This window comes from Gordonia sp. 34D, assembly GCF_056682775.1.
In genome coordinates, this window is the sequence record NZ_CM155293.1 from 1,178,886 (window position 1) to 1,197,895 (window position 19,010).

Here is a 19,010-nt window from a genome sequence, read left to right on the forward strand (position 1 = left end):
CGGTGCCTATTCGCCTTCGGTGTGCTCAAGGAGGTCCGAATGGATCTCACGCATCGCGATCGACAACGGCTTCTCCTGGACACCCGGCTCAACGAGGGGACCGACGTACTCAAGGATGCCCTCAGCGAGCTGGTTGTAGTAGTCGTTGATCTGGCGCGCACGCTTAGCGGCGAAGATCACCAGTGCGTACTTCGACGAGGCGCGTTCCAGCAGCTCATCGATGGGCGGGTTGGTGATACCCAGAGGTGTGTCGTAGACCGCCTCGTCCACAACGTCGTTCGATACGGTCTCGGTCTGAGTACTCAACTCACATCTCCTGCGCAGTTTTGGCCTGGTCTTGGTCTTGCAGTGCTGGCCCAACCAGCAAGTTTACCAACTGTTGGGCCGCCCCGTCGACATCGTCATTAACTACGACGTGTTGGAACTCCCCCTGCGCGGCCATTTCAGCTCGCGCGGTCTCCAGTCGGCGCTCGATTGCCTCCCGGGATTCGGTGCCTCGTCCCGTCAGTCTCTCCACCAAAACATCCCAACTTGGTGGGGCTAGGAACACGGTCACCGCTTCGGGCATCGCTTCTACAACGTTGCGACAGCCCACGACATCCACCTCGAGCAAAGCCGGCAGTCCGGCGTCGAGGGCATCGCGGACCGGTTGCGCTGGGGTGCCCGAACGCTGCAGGCCGCCGTGGATATCGGCCCACTCAAGCAGCTGACCGGCATCGATCATCGCGTCAAACTCGGCGCGGCTCACAAAGCGGTAATCACGTCCGTCGACCTCTCCGGGTCGCGGATCGCGGGTCGTTGCCGAAACGCTGAACCACAGGTTTGGGAGTAGTTCACGTAAGCGCGCAACAACCGTCGACTTTCCGACGGCCGAGGGGCCGACCAGTACGACTAGTCGGCCCCTCCGTCGGGTTTGTTCCCGAGTCACGCTCAGGAGCTGAACTTTTCGAGCAGTGCCTTGCGCTGGCGGTCACCCAAGCCGCGGACGCGACGGGTCGGCGCGATCTCCAACTCGGTCATGATTTCCTGCGCCTTGACCTTGCCAACCTTCGGCAGAGCCTCGAGGAGCGCGGAGACCTTCATCTTGCCGAGGATCTCGTCGTTCTCGGCGTCGGCGAGCACCTGCTGCAGGTTGGTTCCGCCACTCTTGAGGCGGTTCTTCAACTCGGCGCGCACACGGCGAGCGGCGGCAGCCTTCTCGAGTGCTGCTGCGCGCTGCTCATCGGTCAACTGGGGAAGAGCCACGGTTCCTCCGTCTTTCGTTTGTACAGTTCGGTTTGTCCACGGGACGCTATACGAACGTCTCGTGTATTTCCGCCTCGGGGCGCGAAGCCCGTACGAGCGAATCGGGTCCAGCGTAGCGCTCAACACCGAGTCCCATGCAAGCGGACCAGCACAAACCGTACCCGTTGCACGGATGATGTCGGTCGAATACCCCCGGCGCGCCTTCGATTGGGTCCGACCGAGGTCATGCGTTTACTGCCAACGCCGGGTGGCAAGGTAGCGTTTTGCTCCATGCTGAATGACCTGCGAACACTGGCGCGCGTGTTGACGAATGACCTGGCACCGTCGGAAACGACTGAGCGCATTGAACTCTCCAGTCGCCCCCACGCGCGGTTGTCGCGCTACGGGTCGGCCAGCCAGTTGCAGGCCGCCCGCGATGCCGGGCAGGTCCCGGTGCTGCTCGTGCCGCCGCTGGCGGTACCCGCCCGCTGCTATGACTTGGCATCTGGCGTCGACCCGGCGAACTCCGTGGTGGAATTCCTGCTCGGTATCGGGACCGTGCCCTACGTCATTGACTTCGGCGATGTCGGCTATGGCGATCGCAACATGGGTTTCGAGGACTACTTCGACACCATCGTGCCGCGGGCAATTGCCGAGGTTGTCGACGATTTCCGCGCAGGCTCGGACTCGGTGGATCTGATGGGCTGGAGCCTCGGCGGCACACTCTCGCTGCTGACGGCAGGCGCCCAGCGTGACCTTCCGATTCGGTCAGTGATCACCGTCGGGACTCCCCTGAACTATCAAAAGATTGAGCCCTATCCCCTGGTGAAGAAACTGCTCGCACCGACCGATGGGCGTCCGCTGACGTATGCGATCCGCGCCCTTGGCGGCATCCCGTCGTTTGCCGTCCGACTCGCCTACCGTGCGACGTCGTGGGACCGCGAATTGAAGAAGCCGCAGTATATTCTGCAGAACCTCAACAACGAGGAAGCCCTGATGCGCATGCAGGTGATTGACCGGTTCCAGGGGTCGCTCCCGGGCTACCCCGGTAGGGCGAGCGAACAGATGCTGGTGAACTTGATCGTGCGTGACGAGATCGCCCAGGGCACTGTGCATTTCGATGGCATCACGGTCGACTTGAAGTCGATTACCGCACCCATCTTCATGGTCGGCTCACACCGCGACGCGATCGTCAGTCACGGGGCCGCAGAGCACGGCCTTGAGCTCTTCAGCGAGTCGGTGCACACCGAGTTCCATACCGTCGAGACGAGTCATTTGGGGCTCCTGACCGGTGCCGTCGCCGAAGGTGAAACGTGGCCCGCTATCGCTGCGTTCCGTGACAAGATCTCATCGATGTAGCGAGAAGCCGTTACGCCGCCGCCCGTGACCGGATAGTGGTCACGGGCGGCGGTGTTTGGGGGTCAAGCGTTAGCGTTAGAGCGCAGCTTCAATCTCATCGCGGGTGGCCTCAACAGCGGCCGCAAGTGCGGTGGGATCGGGTCCCGCCCGGAGAATACTGCGACTCGCCGCAGGCAGCACCCACGACAGATCCGAGCCAGCAAAAATCGCGGCCAGATCGGCTGCGGTAGCACCCTGTGCACCCAACCCGGGAGACAGGATTGGTCCCGCTAGCGCGGACAAGTCCAACCCGTGCTCGCGGGTGGCCCCGACCACGACGCCTACCGTTCCGGAGCCGTCAGCATTCACTGCGGCCGCCGCGTCGACGATCGACTGTGCAACGCTACGACCGCCGGCGTCGGCCATCTGCAGGTCGCGTCCCTCCGGATTCGAGGTACGTGCCAGCGCGAACACTCCGCGGCCGGTTTCCCGGGCCTTCGTGACGGCCGGGTCAAGCGCCCCGAACCCCAGGTACGGCGACACCGTTACCGCATCCGAGCACAGCGGCGAGGCATCGTCGAGCCAGGCCGCGGTGTACGCGGCCATCGTCGAACCGATATCGCCGCGTTTGGCGTCAGCAAGGACAATCGCGCCCCCCTCCCGGCAGCGGGCGATGACGTCTTCGAGGACCGCAAAACCAGCGGACCCGAAGACCTCAAAGAACGCGACCTGCGGCTTAATGACCGCAGCCGTTGTCGCTAGCCCTTCCACGCAGGCATCAGCGAAGGCTCGTAGGCCATCGATGCTGACCGGCAGGCCCCACTGTTCAAGGAGAGCCGCGTGCGGGTCAATCCCCGCGCACAGCCGTCCCCGCTCAGCCACCGCGAGACGGTAGGGTGTGCCGAATCCCGGGTCGCTCACTTGCGGCCCGATGCCATATCGGCGTGCCACCGCTGCAGCGACCGCACACTCATCGTCGAACCGATCGCGGCTTCGATGCCCTGAACAGCGGCACCGGCCCCCTGCACCGTGGTGATAAACGGCACGGTCGCGGAGATTGCGGCCTCGCGGATCTCATAGCCATCCACACGCGGACCGGCGGTACCGAACGGCGTATTGATGATGAGGTCTACTTCGCGTGCGGCGATCGCATCGATCACGGTGCGCTCACCTTCCTTGGCCTCGAAATACTTGCGTACCGTCTGGACCTCAATACCGTTGCGACGCAACACCTCTGCGGTGCCACCGGTTGCCAGGACCGTGAAGCCCAGGTCGGCGAGACGCTTGATCGGGAAGATGATCGACGCCTTATCGCGGTCGGCGACCGACACGAAGATCGTGCCCGAGCGAGGCAACGCTCCCCCGGCACCTTCCTGCGACTTGGAGAAGGCGCGACCGAAGTCGGCGTCGAGACCCATGACTTCGCCCGTCGACTTCATTTCCGGGCTCAGCAGTGAATCCACACCGCCGCCGTCGATGCGACGGAACCGATTGAAAGGCAACACCGCTTCCTTGACCGCAATCGGCGCCTTCTCGTTCACGGTAGAACCGTCACCCTCGGCTGGCAGGATGCCCTGGGTGCGCAGTTCGGCGATAGACATACCGACCATCACGCGGGCACAGGCCTTCGCCAACTGGACGGCAGTCGCCTTGGAGACGAATGGCACGGTGCGGCTCGCACGCGGGTTCGCTTCCAGCACATACAGCTCGTCATTGGCCAGGGCATACTGCACGTTCATCAGGCCGCGAACACCGAGCCCCTTTGCCAGGGCAGCCGTGGAGACGCGCACGCGCTCGATAACGTCGGCACCGAGGGTGATCGGCGGCAGCGCACAGGCGGAGTCGCCGGAGTGGATCCCGGCCTCTTCGATGTGCTCCATGACGCCACCGATGTAGATGTCGGTGCCGTCGTACAGGGCGTCAACGTCGATTTCGACAGCACTCTCCAAGAACCGGTCAACCAGCACCGGCCGGTCGTCGGAGATCTCAGTCGAGTTCGCAATGTACGTCTGGAGCGACTCCTCGTCGTACACGATTTGCATACCGCGGCCACCGAGGACATACGACGGTCGAACCAGGACCGGGTAACCAATGCCTGCGGCGATATCGCGCGCACCTTTAAAGGTGGTTGCGGTGCCAAACTTCGGTGCCGGGAGGTTGGCCTCCATGAGCACCTTGCCGAACTCACCACGGTCCTCGGCGAGGTCGATCGCTGCCGGACTGGTACCGACGATCGGGACGCCAGCAGCTTCCAGCCGTGCGGCCAAGCCAAGCGGGGTCTGTCCACCAAGCTGGACGATAACGCCGGCGACGGTGCCCGACTGCGATTCCGCGTGGAAGACTTCGAGAACATCCTCGAAGGTCAACGGCTCAAAGTAGAGACGGTCGGCGGTGTCGTAGTCCGTCGAGACAGTTTCCGGGTTGCAGTTCACCATGACGGTCTCATACCCGGCTTCCGACAGCGTCATGGCCGCATGCACGCACGAGTAGTCGAATTCGATGCCCTGTCCGATGCGGTTCGGTCCCGAACCTAGAATCAGGATCTTCGGGCGCTCGGTCTGCGGGGCCACTTCGCTGGTGGCTGCCGGATCGAGTTCATAGGTGCTGTAGTGGTACGGCGTCTTGGCCTCGAACTCGGCCGCGCAGGTGTCGACGGTCTTGTAGACCGGGCGCACGCCCATACCTGTTCGGAACTCGCGGACCGAGTCCTCGTCAGCGAGCGTTTCGTCGCCGCCCGCCGCACGCAGCGCCGCAATCTGGCGGTCCGACAGTCCGTTGCTCTTCGCCACGCGAAGCAGTTCATCGTCGAGCACCTCGGCATCCCGGACGGCGTGGCCGATGTCGGCGACCGCGGCCATCTCGGCGAGGAACCACGGGTCAATGCCGGTGGCCTCGTAGATCTGTTCAATCGTGGCACCGGCTTCAAGCAGCAGCATGATCTGGTACATCCGACCGTCGCGCGGCACCTTGACCTCAGCGAGGAGTTCATCGATGTTGACGGTGGCCGGGTCGGGGCGATCAGCCTCGGTCCAGAAACCGGCGGCCTTCGTCTCCAACGACCGCATCACCTTGCCGAAGGCTTCGGCGTAACTGCGGCCCAGGCTCATGGCCTCGCCAACCGACTTCATGGTCGTCGTGAGCGTGTCATCGGCACCCGGGAACTTCTCGAACGCGAAACGCGGGGCCTTGACGACGACGTAGTCCAGAGCCGGCTCGAACGCTGCGGGCGTGACCTTGGTGATGTCGTTCATGATCTCGTCGAGCGAGTAGCCGATGGCCAACTTTGCGGCCATCTTGGCGATTGGGTAGCCGGTGGCCTTCGACGCCAGCGCCGACGACCGCGACACACGCGGATTCATCTCGATCACGATCAGACGACCGTCGGTGGGATCCTGGGCGAACTGGATGTTGCAGCCACCGGTATCGACGCCCACTTCGCGAATGATGGCGATCGACAGATCACGCATCACCTGGAACTCGCGGTCGGTCAAGGTCATCGCCGGGGCGACGGTGATCGAGTCACCGGTGTGCACGCCAACTGGATCGACGTTCTCGATGGAGCAGATGACGACAACGTTGTCTTTGTTGTCGCGCATCAGTTCCAGCTCGAACTCCTTCCAACCGAGGATCGATTCCTCGATCAGCACGTTCGCGGTCGGCGAGGCGGCGAGGCCGCCACCGGCAATGCGGTCGAGGTCAGCCTCGTCGTACGCCAGACCGGAGCCGAGGCCACCCATGGTGAACGACGGGCGGACCACCACCGGATAGCCCAGATCGGCAACCGTCGCGTGGACTTCCTCCATGGTGTGGCAGACGGCCGAGCGCGCGCTCTCGCCACCGACCTTCGTCACGATGTCCTTGAACATCTGACGGTCTTCACCGCGCTGGATGGCGTCGAAGTCGGCACCGATGAGTTCAATGTTGTGCCTGGCGAGGATGCCCTGTTCGTGCAGTCCGACCGCCGCGTTGAGGGCGGTCTGGCCGCCGAGGGTGGCGAGGACCGCGTCGATCGGGTGCCCGGCGGCGGCTTCGGTCTCGATGACCTTCTCGATGTACGCCGGAGTAATCGGCTCGACGTAGGTGGCGTCGGCGAATTCCGGGTCGGTCATGATGGTCGCCGGATTGGAGTTGACCAGCGAGACGCGCAAGCCTTCCGAGCGCAGCACGCGGCACGCCTGGGTGCCCGAGTAGTCGAATTCGCAGGCCTGTCCGATGACAATCGGGCCGGACCCGATGACCAGGACATGGGAAATGTCGGTACGACGTGGCATTACGAGCGTGCTCCTTCCGAAGCGGAGGTCTCCATGACGTTGACGAACTTGTCGAAGAGGTTGGCGGCATCGTGCGGCCCCGAGGCGGCTTCGGGGTGGTACTGCACCGAGAAGGCTTTGCCGGACATCAGTTCCACGCCTTCGACGACACCGTCGTTGGCGCACACGTGCGAGACACGAGCGCGACCGAGGTCGGTATCGAACTCTTCGCCCGCTTCACCTTCGAGGGCGAAGCCGTGGTTCTGCGAGGTGATCGCGACGCGACCGGTGGCCGTGTCCATGACCGGGATGTTGATGCCGCGGTGACCAAACTTGAGTTTGTAGGTGCTGCGACCGAAAGCGCGACCCATGATCTGGTTACCGAAGCAGATGCCGAAGGTCGGCAAGCCCGCGTCGATCACTTCGCTGGTCAGCGCGACGGCGGCGTCGGCGGTCGCCGGGTCGCCCGGGCCGTTCGACAGGAAGAAGCCGTCGGCACCGACAGCGCGAACGTCGGCGTAGGTAGCGTTGCTGGGCAGCACGTGCACCTCGACGCCGCGCGCGGCGAGCATTCGCGGAGTGTTGGCCTTGATACCGAGATCGAGGGCGGCGACCTTAAAGCGCGGTGTGCCGCCGGCAGCCTCAACGATGTACGGCTCGGCGGTACTGACCTGTGCGGCCAGATCGGCACCCGCCATGGAAGGCTGCGAGCGAACGGTTTCGACCATCTCGTCAACGCTGCCGAGGGCATCGCCGGAGAAGATGCCTGCACGCATGGCACCGGAGTCGCGGAGAACGCGCACGAGGGCGCGGGTGTCGACCCCGGCGATGCTGACAACGTTCTGGTTGATCAGTTCGTCTTCAAGCGCAGAGCTCGCACGCCAGTTGGAGACTCGTCGGGTTGGGTTGCGGACCACATAGCCGGCAACCCAGATCTTGCCCGGGTCGCGGCGGTCAATGAAGTCGGCGGACCACTTCTTGTAGGTGCCATCACTCGTAGTTCCGGGGACCCAGCGAACTTCCGAACGCTTCCCGAGACGACTCTCGCTGTCTTCCGTGTTCCAGCCGGTGTTACCGATCTGCGGGGCGGTCGACACCACGATCTGCCGGTGGTAACTCGGGTCGGTCAGCGTCTCCTGGTAGCCGGTCATGGCCGTGCAAAAGACTGCCTCGCCCAAGGTCGCGCCGGTGGCACCAAATGCCTGCCCGGTGAACACCTGGCCGTTCTCCAGCACTATCACCGCTTTACTCATTTTTCGTCCTTCTTCTCGGTGCTAGTTTTGTGTTCTTCATCCGCTTCTTCGAGCTCGCGGAAAGCTTTCTCGGTGATCTCGTCGTAGGCGGCCACCCACTCCGGGTACACCGTCTTATCGTCGGCGCGCAGACCCGAATCGACCTGCGTGCCGGACGGAAGGGTCCAACGGATCACGAGGACCCCGTCGCGGCTCATCGCCTTGCCCGCGAGGCCTCGCTCGGTGCGTACCGCGACGATCGACTCCTCGGGAATCCAGATGTCGCTGGCGCCGTTGCGGGCCAAGAGCAACCCTGCCGGGTAGGCCGAAAGCTCAGCGGTTGCGCGGTCGCCGTAGTCACCGACCGCGATCCGGTTCTGCCAACTCGGTGCCAGCGTGCTCCCCACATAGAGGCCGGTGTGCGGGCCGCGGAGGCGTTCGCCCAAATCGTCGGGCACGGTCGGGAAGTGGCCGACTTCGGCTTCCTGGCGACGTCCACGATTGCGCCATCCACGCAACACCAACGCCACCAGGATCAGCCACACGCCTAACGCAATGATCGTGATCATCACGTAGTAGAGGAAGTTGTTGTTCATGCCCAGTCCCCGTTTCCGGCAGCGCGCTGCGCGGTGATGCGCCCACGCAAGACGGTGGCCCGCACGGTTCCCGGCAACACCATTTCCTCGTAGGGAGTGTTATCAGACTTGCTGGCGAGGTCACCGCCGCGGACAACCCATTCGCCGTCGGGGTCGATGATCGTCAGGTTCGCAGGCTCACCGACGGCGATCGGGCGGCCCTGGTCGTCCAGGCCGACGATCTGCGCTGGCCGCTCGCTCATCACTCGCGCCACCCCGCGCCAGTCGAGCAGACCCGGATTCACCATCGTGTCCACAATGATCGAGACGGCGGTCTCCAAGCCGAGCATGCCCGGACGGGCCTTCGAGAATTCGCAGCACTTCTCCTGCGAGGCGTGCGGCGCGTGGTCCGTGGCAACACAATCGATGATGCCTTCGGCGAGCGCCGCACGGAGAGCTACCTTGTCGGTAGCTTCGCGGAGTGGCGGGTTCACCCGGTTGATGCCGTCGTAGGTTTCCAGCCGCGAATCGTCGAGCAAAAGGTGATGCGGGGTCACTTCGGCGGTGATATCGATTCCCTGACCGCGTGCCCAGCGGAGCAGTTCCACGGTGCCAGCAGTCGAAGCGTGCGCGATGTGCACACGTGCGCCTGCATCGCGAGCGAGCAGGGCGTCGCGCGCCACGATGGATTCTTCGGCGGCCCGCGGCCAACCCGCCAGGCCGAGACGCGCGGCGGTCGGACCGTCGTGCGCGACCGCCCCAACAGTCAGGCGAGGATCTTCCGAATGCTGGGAGATCAGGACGCCGAGGCCCTTCGAGTATTCGAGCGCCCGTTTCATGATGACCGGGTCGTGAACGCATTTACCGTCGTCGCTGAAGAGCTTCACCTGGGCGACGCCATCGGCCATCATGCCCATTTCGGCGAGTTGTTCGCCGGCCAATCCGACGGTGACTGCGCCGACCGGATGGACGTCGACCAGGCCGACTTCCTGTCCCAGTCGCCACACGTGATCGGTGATGGTCGCGTTGTCGGCGACGGGCGCGGTGTTGGCCATCGCGAAGACGGCGGTATAGCCGCCGCGCGCTGCTGCGCGGGACCCGGACTCTACGGTTTCGGTATCTTCGCGGCCGGGCTCACGCAGGTGCGTGTGCAGGTCCACGAAGCCGGGCAGCAGCACTCCCCCGCGACCGTCGACCGTCGCCGCGCCTTCGGGGGCGGTCAGGCCTGCGCCGATCTCCGTGATGACGCCGTCAACGACGGCTACATCCACTGGAGAATCATCACCGTAGGGTCGGACATTCGTGATAAAAACCGAACCGGTGACGGACACTAGCTCTCTCCTTGGACTTCGTCAGTTGACGCGTGTGGTGACGTGCTGGTCAATGAATGAGGATCGGGATCGGTCGAGTCGGCACCCGCGATCAGGCGGAAGAGAACCGCCATGCGGACATGGACGCCGTTTCGGACCTGTTCGAGGACCGTCGCTTGGGGGGCGTCGGCAACGCCGAAGCCAATTTCCATGCCGCGCAGCATCGGTCCGGGGTGCAAGACCACCGCGTCGTCGCGCATCAGCGACATCCGCGCGTTCGACAGCCCGTACCGCACGGCGTACTCGCGGGTGCTGGGAAAGAACCCACCGTTCATTCGCTCCGCCTGGACGCGCAGCATCATGACGGCGTCGGCTGCGGGCAGTTCGGCGTCCAAGCTGGTGCCGACCCGAACGGGCCAGGTCTCCACGCCCGTAGGCAGCAACGTCGGCGGCGCCACCAGGACCACTTCGGCCCCGAGCGTCGCGAGAAGATGGGCGTTCGATCGGGCCACGCGCGAGTGCAGGATGTCGCCGACAATCACCACGCGGCGGCCCTGGAGGCTACCGAGCCGCTGACGCATTGTGTACGCGTCGAGCAGTGCCTGCGTCGGATGCTCATGAGTGCCGTCGCCCGCATTGATGACCGACGGCCCGGTGGTTGGCAGCCCCGTCACGTCGCTTCCGTCGTTGGTCCAACGAGCCACCTGAGCGGCCGCGCCGGACTCCGGATGGCGCAGGATCAGGGCGTCGGCGCCGAGGGCGCGCAACGTTTTGGCGGTGTCGCGGAGCGATTCACCTTTGTTGACCGACGAGCTCGATGCACTGACGTTGATTGCGTCGGCGCTCATCCACTTAGCCGCGACCTCAAAAGAGACGCGCGTGCGGGTGGAGTTCTCGTAGAAGACCGTGATGACGGTCCGCCCGCGCAAAGTGGGCAGCTTCCGGACCTCGCGGCCGGCGAGTGCCTGCTCGAAGCGTTGTGCCTCGTCGAGAATGTCGATCGCGTCGTCGTGGCTTAGATCCGCGGCAGAGAGCAGGTGCTTCATCGAAGGACCACCTCGTCGATACCGTCGTGTTCGGCGAGATGGACTTCGACATCTTCTTCACGCGAGGTCGGAATGTTCTTACCGACGTAGTCCGCACGGAGCGGGAGTTCACGGTGGCCACGATCAACCAGGACCGCCAACTGCACCGCAGCCGGCCGACCCAGATCGCGAAGCGCATCGAGCGCCGCCCGAACTGTGCGGCCGGAGAACAGAACGTCGTCGACCAGAATGACGAGCGCACCGTCGACGCCACCTTCGGGGACCAGAGTCCGCTCCAGCGGGCGATGCGGCTTGGCGCGCAAGTCATCGCGGTACAGGGTGATATCGAGGTATCCGGTCGGGACCTGGACGCCGGAAAATTCGGCGATGCGGTCGGCGAGACGGACAGCGAGCGAGGTGCCGCGCGTCGGGATTCCGATGAGCACAACGCGTTTGGCGGCCGTCCCGTCCAGGGCGGTCTTTTCAATAACCTGATGCGCCATCCGGGCCACCGTGCGGCTGACGTCTGAATCGTCAAGCAACACACGCTGCGGGCGCGCACCATCGACCGGCGTAGCCAAGTCGACCTCCTTCTCCGCCTCACAGGACGGATCGTTAAAGGAAAATCTTCTTCTTAAAGCTTACGGTTTGGGAGTTTACTCCGCTGACGCTGCGGCTCTAACCTGAGGTGCCAATTCGGCGACCCGACCCAGCACACCGTTGACGAATGCTGGCGAATCGTCGGTTGAGAGCTCTTTCGCGATCTCCACGGCCTCGTCAATCACGACGTCGATGTCGACATCGTTTGCGTAGAGCAGTTCCCAGACCGCCAACCGCAAAATGGCGCGGTCGACAGCTGGGAGTCGTTGCAGCTTCCAGTTTTCCAAATGCGATTCGATCACCGCATCGACCTGCGCCGAGTCGGCCGTCACCCCGGTGACCACGCGCACGGTGTAGTCGTACATCCGGCCAACGCTGTCGTCGGTCGGATAAATCTCACGCCGCTGCTCGATCAGCTTGGTGGCCTTGCAGTGCTTGGCTTCCGCCTCAAACAGCAGGTCCACCGCGCGTTTGCGCGCCTTGTGGCGAGTACCGGGTTTCTTCACGAGAGTCGAATTGCCTTTGTTGTCTTAAGGAGCTTGCAGAGGCAAGCCCGTCGCGTCAGTCTACCCGCGCGACGGGCCGCTGCTGGCGTGCTAATTCCGGAAAAAACGATCAGTTGTTGACGCGGCCGAGGTAGTTACCGTCACGCGAGTCAATCTTCAGCTTGTCACCGGTGTTGATGAACAGCGGCACCGAGACCTCAGCGCCGGTCTCCAGCGTGGCTGGCTTGCTACCACCGGTGGAGCGGTCGCCCTGCAGGCCCGGATCCGTGTGCTGAACGATCAGTTCGACGGTCACGGGCAGTTCCACCGACAGCGGCACGCCCTCGTGCATCGAAACCTGGACCTTCATGCTCTCCAGGAGGAACTGTGCGCCGCCACCGACGGTCTCCGGTGCGATGTTGATCTGCTCGAAGCTCTCGCTGTCCATGAAAACGAAGTCGGAGCCATCGTTGTAGAGGTAAGTCATGTCGCGGCGGTCAACGGTCGCGGTCTCGACCTTGACGCCCGCGTTGAACGTCTTGTCGACGATCTTGCCCGACAGGACGTTCTTGATCTTGGTACGCACAAAGGCGGGGCCCTTGCCCGGCTTGACGTGCTGGAATTCCAGGATCTGCCAGAGCTGGCCCTCCATCTTGAGGACGAGGCCATTCTTGAAGTCGGCAGTCGACGCCATAAGTATTCTCCTGAGGAAGTCGGGGTCGTATTTATAGGACGCGGAGCGCCCGTGGTGTGGTCGTGAGCAATCGCGGACCGGAGTCGGAGACAACCAGGGTGTCTTCGATCCGCACACCGCCGCGCCCGGGAAGATAAATACCGGGCTCTACGGTGACCGTTGCGCCGTCACGCAGTGTACCGCCCGCAGCGGCCCCGATTCCTGGACCTTCGTGGATCTGCAGGCCAACACCATGTCCGAGACCGTGGACGTAGTACTCGCCGTACCCGGCGTCGGCGATGACACGACGCGCTGCGCCATCGATGTCGGACAGTTTGGCACCCGGCACTAGGGCATCGCGGCCGACCTGTTGCGCGGCTTGCACCACGCGGTAGATTTCCCGCTGCCAGTCGTCGGGTTCGCCGAGGACAAAGGTCCGCGTCATGTCGGAGTGATACCCGTGTCGCACCGCCCCGAAATCCATCTTGACCAGGTCACCAACGGCAAGTACCGCATCGGTGGGCCGGTGATGCGGGATCGCCGAATTGGCCCCCGCTGCGACAATGGTCTCGAAAGCGATGGCGTCAGCGCCGAGGGCGTACATTTCCCACTCCAGGTGGCGGGCCACTTCCCGCTCGGTACGACCGGGCGCGATGATTCCTCGGTCGATGAGCGAAGCCAGTGCCTGGTCCCCGATGGCACATGCCGACGTGATGAATTCCACTTCGTCGGCGTCTTTTACTTCACGCAGTTCTTCGACGGTTCCGCGCCGCAGAACGAGTTGCGCTCCGAGTTCTCGGGCGAGTTCTTCCAGATCAGCGAACTCGGCAATGGTCATCGCATTTCCTTCGACGCCGATCCGGGCGTGAGGTTTCACGCTCACGGCCCATTTGAGTAGCGCCTCGGGGCAATTGCGGGCAATTTCCGCTTCCAAGTCGGGGACCTGCGCGGCAACTTGCGACACGTATCTGCCGTCAGTGCAGATCCGGCCCGCGGGTGCTGGAGCGCTCCCAGACCACACAATGACGGCTGCATTACTTCCGGTAAACCCTGTGAGGTAACGCACGTTGACCAGGTTCGATACCAGAATCGCGTCGACTGAGGAGGGTCCGTCAGCGTCGCTCAGTCGGTCGGCAAGATGGGCTCTTCGTTGGGCATTCATGCTGCTCTCCTGCATGTCTACGTTGTTGAACACGGGTTGTGCCAGTTATGGTTCTCGCATGAGTTCGTGGCTACTGCGTGGCGTCGTAATGTCAATTGTGCATATCGTCGCCCGTATTCTTCTGGGTGTCGTGGTGATTTCCGCACCGTTGTCCTCTCCCCTCGGCCGCTGGTTGGCCATTCTGGCCGTTGTGCTGGTCGCCATTGTTTGGGGCGGTCTCGACGGCATCAAGGATGCCCGCGCCCACGATGACCCCGACGAATACACCGACCTCACGGTCCGCTGGCTCAAGGCGGCAGTCTTCGCCGCTTTCGTCTCCTGCCTGGTGTGCTGGATCCTCGGCACTTTCTGGCTCAACGGGATCGGCCAGGCGTCGTTCTGGATTGAGATGACTGCCGGACTGTCGTTCATCACGTTGCTGATTTACGTGCCCGCCTTCTTCGGTGCGACCCTCGGCCGATTCTTTGTCCGCCGCGACCAGCGCAAGGCTGAACAGAAGCTCGAGGACGCCAAGACCACCGAGCTCGCCACCGCCTAATAGCCACAGAAGACGAGGGCCGCGTAGATCTTCTACGCGGCCCTCGTCTTTCCGCTTTTCTGTCACGATTCGACCAAGCCGTCACCGAATACGCTGATCGGTGTCGGCTGTGTCGGTCCGCGGCCGCGTCTTGCGTCAGAAATGTGCGACGCCCAGAACCTACCGTCTGCGTTTCCGACACCGCATGTCGTCGTGAACCGACAAAACCGTCACCAATCAAGGTGATTGGTGACGGCTTGGTCGAATCGTGACAGAAAAGCGGAAATTGCCGCTTGGCGCGCTGCGGGCTACAGCATGATCGGGGCGGAGCCCTTCTTGCCGCCAGCGGCGACGGCCGAGTAGGCCGCGGCGATCAGGGTCGGGTCCGGGGCTTCAAGGCGACCGGGCTTACCCAAACCGTCCAGGACGACGAAGCGCAACATGCCCGAGCGGTTCTTCTTATCGCCCGACATTGTCTTCAACAGATCAGCAAGAGCGTCCTCGTCGTAGCTCGTCGGAAGTCCCACCAGTTCCAGGATGGTGCGATGACGGTCGGCAGTTGCATCGTCAAGACGACCGGCCAAACGGCCCAACTCCGCAGCGAACACCATGCCGACCGAGATCGCTGCACCGTGACGCCACTTGTACTGCTCACGACGCTCGATCGCGTGGCCGAGCGTGTGCCCGTAGTTGAGGATCTCCCGGAGCGACGACTCCAGCAGGTCCGCCGAAACCACGTCGGCCTTCACCTGCACGGCGCGGCGGATGAGCTCGGGCAGGACAGTCCCCTTCGGGTCCATCGCGGCGGCCGGATCGGCCTCAATGATGTCCAGAATCTCCGGGTCGGCAATGAATCCACACTTGATGACCTCGGCCAGACCGGCGACGATCTCGTTGTGCGGCACAGTCTCAAGCGTCGCCAGGTCGACGAGGACGGCGTCCGGTTCATGGAACGAGCCCACCAGGTTCTTGCCCGCGTCGGTGTTAATGCCCGTCTTGCCGCCAACTGCGGCATCAACCATCGCCAGCAGCGTCGTCGGGACGTGGATGATGCCAATGCCGCGCATCCACGTGGCTGCTGCGAAGCCGGCGAGGTCGGTGGCCGCACCGCCACCCAGGCTGATCACCTTGTCGTTACGCATCATGCCGATTCGGCCGAAAACCTCCCAGCAAAAGGCGGCCACCTCAAGATCCTTGCCAGCCTCAGCATCGGGGATCTCCACGCGGTGCGAATCAAAGCCGCGGTCGGCGAGGAACTGACGGATCTGCTCGGCTGTCTCTTTGAGCGTTGGCTGGTAGATGATCGTGACACGATCGGCACCCTTGGCGGCCTCGGCGACATCGCCGAGGAGGCCGCGGCCAATCGTTACCTCGTACGGGTGGGCCGCGCGAACAGCCACTTTCACCGGTTCGGCTTCGGTCATATCTACTTCACTCCTCAACTCGGTGCGACCCACGGCGGTTTTCTAGTTCCAGTTGGGCGCGGATGTCGTCGATGACGACGTGCGGTTCTCGATCGGCAGCCACCTCGAAGGCAGCGACCGAGCGATAGGTTGGTTCGCGCTGCTGCAGCAACGCGGCGTAGCGACCCGCGGGATCCGGATCAGCCAGTAACGGACGATCCGACGACGCGACCCGCGCGAATCCGGCTTCCGCGCTGAGCTTCAGGTAAATCACGCGGTGTCCAGCCAGCGCGGTGCGAATGGCTTCGGTCATGACGGCCCCGCCGCCCAGCGAAACCACGCCGTCATAGCTGGCGAGAACGTCGGTCACGACGCGGGCCTCAAGCGCCCGGAAACCGGCTTCGCCATCCTCGGCGAAGATTGTGGAAATCCTTCTGCCGGAACGGCGTTCAATCTCGTCGTCGGTGTCGACGAACGTCACTCCGAGCTTGCGGGACAGAAGCCGACCGATCGTCGACTTTCCCGACCCCATCGGTCCAACCAACACGGCGGCCGGATGTCTCGAAGGGGCTGGACGGGCACCGCCCGGAGTGGTCACGGCTGAGGGTGCGGCGGACGTGCCTCGATGGCGTCGAGGTACCCCCGAAGGTTCGTTGCCGTCTCGGCCGCCGAGTCGCCACCAAACTTCTCGAGCGCAGCCTGCGCGACCACCAGCGCCACCATGGCTTCCGCAACGACGCCGGCCGCAGGGACCGCACACACGTCGGAACGCTGATGGATGGCCGTGGCAGGCTCACCGGTACTCATGTCGATGGTCGCCAGAGCACGCGGAACTGTCGAGATCGGCTTCATGGCGGCACGGACGCGGATACTTTCACCGTTTGTCATGCCGCCTTCCAAACCGCCTGCGCGATTAGTCGAACGCAGCACACCGTCAGGACCCGGCACCATCTCGTCGTGGGCTTGACTACCCCGACGGCGGGCCGTTTCGAAGCCGTCGCCAACTTCCACACCCTTGATGGCTTGAATACCCATGAGTGCACCCGCCAGTCGCGAATCGAGACGAGCCTCGCCGCTGACGTGAGAGCCAAGTCCGATGGGAACCCCGGTGACAATGACCTCGACGACGCCGCCGAGCGTGTCTCCGTCGCGCTTCGCGTCGTCGATCTGGGTGATCATTTCCGCTTCGGCGTCCTTACCGAACGCACGCACGGGGCTGGCGTCAATCGCTTCGAGGTCAGCGTAACTGGGCGACGGGCCGTCGTACGGCGTGCTGGCACCAATGGAGATGACGTGCGAGATCACCTCGATCCCGAAGACCTGACGCAGAAAGTTCCGGGCGACGGTGCCTGCGGTCACGCGGGCAGCGGTCTCCCGTGCGCTTGCGCGCTCCAGAACCGGGCGTGCGTCGTCGAAGCCGTACTTGAGCATGCCCGAGTAGTCGGCGTGGCCCGGCCGAGGACGAGTCAGCGCGGCATTGCGTGCGCTGCCTTCCAGTTCTTCGGCGTCGACGGGGTCGGCCGACATGACCTGCTCCCACTTGGGCCATTCGGTGTTGCCGATTTCCACAGCAACCGGTCCGCCCATGGTCAGCCCATGACGAACACCACCGATCACGGTGACTTTATCGGCCTCAAACTTCATGCGGGCACCGCGACCGTAGCCGAGGCGCCGACGTGCCAGTTGTTCGGAGATGTCGGACGAGGTGACTTCCACACCGGCGACCATCCCCTCAACGAGGGCCACCAGGGCCGGTCCATGGGATTCTCCGGCAGTTATCCATCGCAACACAATGGTCAATTGTTCCAGACGCCGCGCATAAAGACACAGTCAGGCGGACGGTGCCGGACTGCGGCTGCCCAAATGCGACTTTTCGTCGGTTACTCAAGCACCTGAAGCAGCACCAAGAACGCCACCGTTGAGCCAGCCAGGGCCGGGCCGTGCGGCAGCCGTGATCGCTTCCTCACCGCGCACAGCACCAACGAAACGGCGGCCGCAACCACCACGAGCAACGCCGCTAATGTCGGGTCGGAAACTAGTGCCCCGCAACCTATCGCCAGCTTGACATCTCCCCCGCCACAGGTGCGCATCGCGAATGCCGCGGCATACGGGGTTGCGGCGACCATCGCGGCCAACCCGACGGTGGGATGCCACACCGAAACTAGCGCGGTGAGCACCATGGCAGGGAGCACCAGCGCGTTGGGGATCTGCCCTGTCCGTCGGTCGATGTCCGCAATCGCGACAAGCCATGGAACTACCACCAACCACGTGAACGACATCGGTAATGCCAGCATGGGCCCGATTGTCCGGCGATCGGGCTCTCGTCGGCGAACCCGCCATCCACAGGTTCCGGCACGACCTCCAGGGCGCAGCGGCTAAAACTCGCCGGGCCCCAATCCGACGGCCGCTGCCATCGCGGCCTTGGGAGCGGGGCGGCCGGTGAACTGCTCGACCTGACTAAAGGCCTGGTTGAGGAGCATCACAATGCCACCGACGACCGTTCCGCCCGCTTGTTCGACCGCCGATGCAAGCGGTGTGGGCCAGGGATCGTAAATGACGTCGACAAGCCGTGACGTCCGGACAACGGCGGGAATGAGCGATTCGGCAGCGGCCGCCGGGACGGTCGACACGGTCACCTCGGCGTCGCCGCAGGCATTGCGCAGACTGGCGTCAGCGTCGAATCCGACCACCGCCGCACGTAGCCCGAGTTGTTCGGCCAGCTCGATGACACCGCGCGCTCGTTCGGCACTGCGCGCCACGACGGTGACCTCGTTGATGCCCACTTCGGCGAGGGCCGCCACGGTCGGCAGGGCCGTGCCGCCAGCACCGATGACGACAGCCCGGGTGGCGTCAGTTGGCAAGCCCACGCGGGCCAGTGCTCCGGTCATTCCGTCGACGTCCGTGCAATCTGCCCGCCACCCATCGGCCATGCGCACCAGGGTGTTCGCCGAGCCGATGAGCTCGGCGCGCCGCGTACGCACATCCGCGAAAGCCAGCGCCGCGAGCTTGCCCGGCATTGTCACCGAGAAACCCACCCATTCCGGCCCGGCAGTATCGACGCGTTCGGGAAGCTGCTCGGCGGTCGTGTCGATCGCGTCGTATGTCCAACCAGCCAATCCCAAGGCGGCATACGCTGCCCGATGCAGGACGGGCGACTTCGAATGCGCCACCGGCGACCCCAGCACGGCAGCCTTGCGGGCCCCAACTGCGCCCATC

General features: G+C 63.9%; 20 protein-coding genes. 2 read left to right on the forward strand and 18 right to left on the reverse strand.

Annotation, left to right across the window (positions count from 1 at the left end):
• Positions 1-6 precede the first annotated feature (6 nt).
• The 3 genes from rpoZ to mihF are packed head-to-tail and all read right to left on the reverse strand — an operon-like array spanning position 7 to position 1,245.
• Positions 7-306 carry a DNA-directed RNA polymerase subunit omega gene (gene rpoZ / locus AC1L34_RS05415; RefSeq protein WP_424322445.1) on the reverse strand — a complete coding sequence of 100 codons (300 nt, stop codon included), beginning with the start codon at positions 304-306 and terminating at the stop codon, positions 7-9.
• A 1-nt stretch (position 307) separates the two neighbouring features.
• The gene (gmk, locus tag AC1L34_RS05420) at positions 308-928 is read right to left on the reverse strand and encodes a guanylate kinase (RefSeq protein WP_424295467.1); all 621 of its coding nucleotides are present in this window, start codon (positions 926-928) and stop codon (positions 308-310) included.
• A 2-nt stretch (positions 929-930) separates the two neighbouring features.
• Positions 931-1,245 carry an integration host factor, actinobacterial type gene (gene mihF, locus AC1L34_RS05425; RefSeq protein ID WP_006894812.1) on the reverse strand — a complete coding sequence of 105 codons (315 nt, stop codon included), beginning with the start codon at positions 1,243-1,245 and terminating at the stop codon, positions 931-933.
• A 270-nt stretch (positions 1,246-1,515) separates the two neighbouring features.
• On the opposite strand from mihF, the gene AC1L34_RS05430 reads away from it, so the two are divergent.
• Positions 1,516-2,583 (forward strand): alpha/beta fold hydrolase, encoded by a 1,068-nt coding sequence (locus AC1L34_RS05430; RefSeq protein ID WP_424295464.1) that lies wholly within the window; start codon positions 1,516-1,518, stop codon positions 2,581-2,583.
• Positions 2,584-2,658: 75 nt separating this feature from the next.
• Here the strand turns inward: AC1L34_RS05430 and pyrF are convergent, their stop codons facing one another.
• From pyrF to AC1L34_RS05480, 10 genes are all read right to left on the reverse strand, one after another.
• Positions 2,659-3,483 (reverse strand): orotidine-5'-phosphate decarboxylase, encoded by an 825-nt coding sequence (pyrF, locus tag AC1L34_RS05435; protein ID WP_424295463.1) that lies wholly within the window; start codon positions 3,481-3,483, stop codon positions 2,659-2,661.
• Positions 3,480-6,833 (reverse strand): carbamoyl-phosphate synthase large subunit, encoded by a 3,354-nt coding sequence (gene carB / locus AC1L34_RS05440; protein ID WP_424323672.1) that lies wholly within the window; start codon positions 6,831-6,833, stop codon positions 3,480-3,482. The genes pyrF and carB overlap by 4 nt, the downstream gene beginning before the upstream one ends.
• Positions 6,833-8,065, reverse strand: coding sequence for a glutamine-hydrolyzing carbamoyl-phosphate synthase small subunit (gene carA / locus AC1L34_RS05445; RefSeq protein ID WP_424295459.1), 1,233 nt, complete (start codon positions 8,063-8,065; stop codon positions 6,833-6,835). Before carA ends, carB begins: the two co-directional genes overlap by 1 nt.
• Positions 8,062-8,640 carry a PH-like domain-containing protein gene (locus tag AC1L34_RS05450; RefSeq protein WP_424295458.1) on the reverse strand — a complete coding sequence of 193 codons (579 nt, stop codon included), beginning with the start codon at positions 8,638-8,640 and terminating at the stop codon, positions 8,062-8,064. Before AC1L34_RS05450 ends, carA begins: the two co-directional genes overlap by 4 nt.
• On the reverse strand, positions 8,637-9,950 hold the full coding sequence (locus tag AC1L34_RS05455; protein ID WP_424295456.1) for a dihydroorotase: 1,314 nt from the start codon (positions 9,948-9,950) through the stop codon (positions 8,637-8,639). The genes AC1L34_RS05450 and AC1L34_RS05455 overlap by 4 nt, the downstream gene beginning before the upstream one ends.
• Positions 9,950-10,975 (reverse strand): aspartate carbamoyltransferase catalytic subunit, encoded by a 1,026-nt coding sequence (locus AC1L34_RS05460; protein ID WP_424295455.1) that lies wholly within the window; start codon positions 10,973-10,975, stop codon positions 9,950-9,952. The genes AC1L34_RS05455 and AC1L34_RS05460 overlap by 1 nt, the downstream gene beginning before the upstream one ends.
• Entirely contained in the window at positions 10,972-11,457 is a 486-nt protein-coding gene (pyrR, locus tag AC1L34_RS05465; protein ID WP_480035313.1) for a bifunctional pyr operon transcriptional regulator/uracil phosphoribosyltransferase PyrR, read from the reverse strand. Before pyrR ends, AC1L34_RS05460 begins: the two co-directional genes overlap by 4 nt.
• Before the next feature lie 153 nt (positions 11,458-11,610).
• Positions 11,611-12,060: a transcription antitermination factor NusB gene (gene nusB / locus AC1L34_RS05470; RefSeq protein WP_424295453.1), complete on the reverse strand. Its 450-nt coding sequence runs from the start codon at positions 12,058-12,060 to the stop codon at positions 11,611-11,613.
• Between the two features lie 109 nt (positions 12,061-12,169).
• Positions 12,170-12,733, reverse strand: coding sequence for an elongation factor P (gene efp / locus AC1L34_RS05475; RefSeq protein WP_424295451.1), 564 nt, complete (start codon positions 12,731-12,733; stop codon positions 12,170-12,172).
• A gap of 31 nt (positions 12,734-12,764) precedes the next feature.
• On the reverse strand, positions 12,765-13,874 hold the full coding sequence (locus tag AC1L34_RS05480) for a M24 family metallopeptidase (RefSeq protein WP_424322448.1): 1,110 nt from the start codon (positions 13,872-13,874) through the stop codon (positions 12,765-12,767).
• A gap of 58 nt (positions 13,875-13,932) precedes the next feature.
• On the opposite strand from AC1L34_RS05480, the gene AC1L34_RS05485 reads away from it, so the two are divergent.
• On the forward strand, positions 13,933-14,412 hold the full coding sequence (locus AC1L34_RS05485) for a B-4DMT family transporter (protein WP_424322449.1): 480 nt from the start codon (positions 13,933-13,935) through the stop codon (positions 14,410-14,412).
• Between the two features lie 287 nt (positions 14,413-14,699).
• On the opposite strand, the gene aroB is transcribed toward AC1L34_RS05485, so the two are convergent.
• From aroB to AC1L34_RS05510, 5 genes are all read right to left on the reverse strand, one after another.
• Positions 14,700-15,815, reverse strand: coding sequence for a 3-dehydroquinate synthase (gene aroB, locus AC1L34_RS05490; RefSeq protein WP_424296576.1), 1,116 nt, complete (start codon positions 15,813-15,815; stop codon positions 14,700-14,702).
• Positions 15,816-15,822: 7 nt separating this feature from the next.
• Complete coding sequence (locus tag AC1L34_RS05495; RefSeq protein ID WP_424296574.1) at positions 15,823-16,326, reverse strand: shikimate kinase; 504 nt, start codon at positions 16,324-16,326, stop codon at positions 15,823-15,825.
• Positions 16,327-16,388: 62 nt separating this feature from the next.
• Positions 16,389-17,603: a chorismate synthase gene (gene aroC, locus AC1L34_RS05500; protein WP_424296582.1), complete on the reverse strand. Its 1,215-nt coding sequence runs from the start codon at positions 17,601-17,603 to the stop codon at positions 16,389-16,391.
• Positions 17,604-17,674: 71 nt separating this feature from the next.
• A complete protein-coding gene (locus tag AC1L34_RS05505; RefSeq protein WP_424296573.1) occupies positions 17,675-18,088 on the reverse strand; it encodes a prepilin peptidase in 414 nt (137 codons plus the stop codon).
• An 81-nt stretch (positions 18,089-18,169) separates the two neighbouring features.
• Positions 18,170-19,009 carry a shikimate dehydrogenase gene (locus AC1L34_RS05510; RefSeq protein WP_424296580.1) on the reverse strand — a complete coding sequence of 280 codons (840 nt, stop codon included), beginning with the start codon at positions 19,007-19,009 and terminating at the stop codon, positions 18,170-18,172.
• Between the last annotated feature and the right edge of the window lies 1 nt (position 19,010).

What these genes read in the sequence shown, in the direction of transcription:
- AC1L34_RS05430 (WP_424295464.1), top strand. Translation starts at nt 1,516, where the DNA reads ATGCTGAATGACCTGCGAACACTGGCGCGCGTGTTGACGAATGACCTG.
- carB (WP_424323672.1), bottom strand. Translation starts at nt 6,833, where the DNA reads ATGCCACGTCGTACCGACATTTCCCATGTCCTGGTCATCGGGTCCGGC.
- carA (WP_424295459.1), bottom strand. Translation starts at nt 8,065, where the DNA reads ATGAGTAAAGCGGTGATAGTGCTGGAGAACGGCCAGGTGTTCACCGGG.
- AC1L34_RS05450 (WP_424295458.1), bottom strand. Translation starts at nt 8,640, where the DNA reads ATGAACAACAACTTCCTCTACTACGTGATGATCACGATCATTGCGTTA.
- AC1L34_RS05460 (WP_424295455.1), bottom strand. Translation starts at nt 10,975, where the DNA reads ATGAAGCACCTGCTCTCTGCCGCGGATCTAAGCCACGACGACGCGATC.
- pyrR (WP_480035313.1), bottom strand. Translation starts at nt 11,457, where the DNA reads ATGGCGCATCAGGTTATTGAAAAGACCGCCCTGGACGGGACGGCCGCC.
- efp (WP_424295451.1), bottom strand. Translation starts at nt 12,733, where the DNA reads ATGGCGTCGACTGCCGACTTCAAGAATGGCCTCGTCCTCAAGATGGAG.
- AC1L34_RS05480 (WP_424322448.1), bottom strand. Translation starts at nt 13,874, where the DNA reads ATGAATGCCCAACGAAGAGCCCATCTTGCCGACCGACTGAGCGACGCT.
- AC1L34_RS05485 (WP_424322449.1), top strand. Translation starts at nt 13,933, where the DNA reads ATGAGTTCGTGGCTACTGCGTGGCGTCGTAATGTCAATTGTGCATATC.
- aroB (WP_424296576.1), bottom strand. Translation starts at nt 15,815, where the DNA reads ATGACCGAAGCCGAACCGGTGAAAGTGGCTGTTCGCGCGGCCCACCCG.
- AC1L34_RS05495 (WP_424296574.1), bottom strand. Translation starts at nt 16,326, where the DNA reads ATGGGGTCGGGAAAGTCGACGATCGGTCGGCTTCTGTCCCGCAAGCTC.
- AC1L34_RS05505 (WP_424296573.1), bottom strand. Translation starts at nt 18,088, where the DNA reads ATGCTGGCATTACCGATGTCGTTCACGTGGTTGGTGGTAGTTCCATGG.
- AC1L34_RS05510 (WP_424296580.1), bottom strand. Translation starts at nt 19,009, where the DNA reads ATGGGCGCAGTTGGGGCCCGCAAGGCTGCCGTGCTGGGGTCGCCGGTG.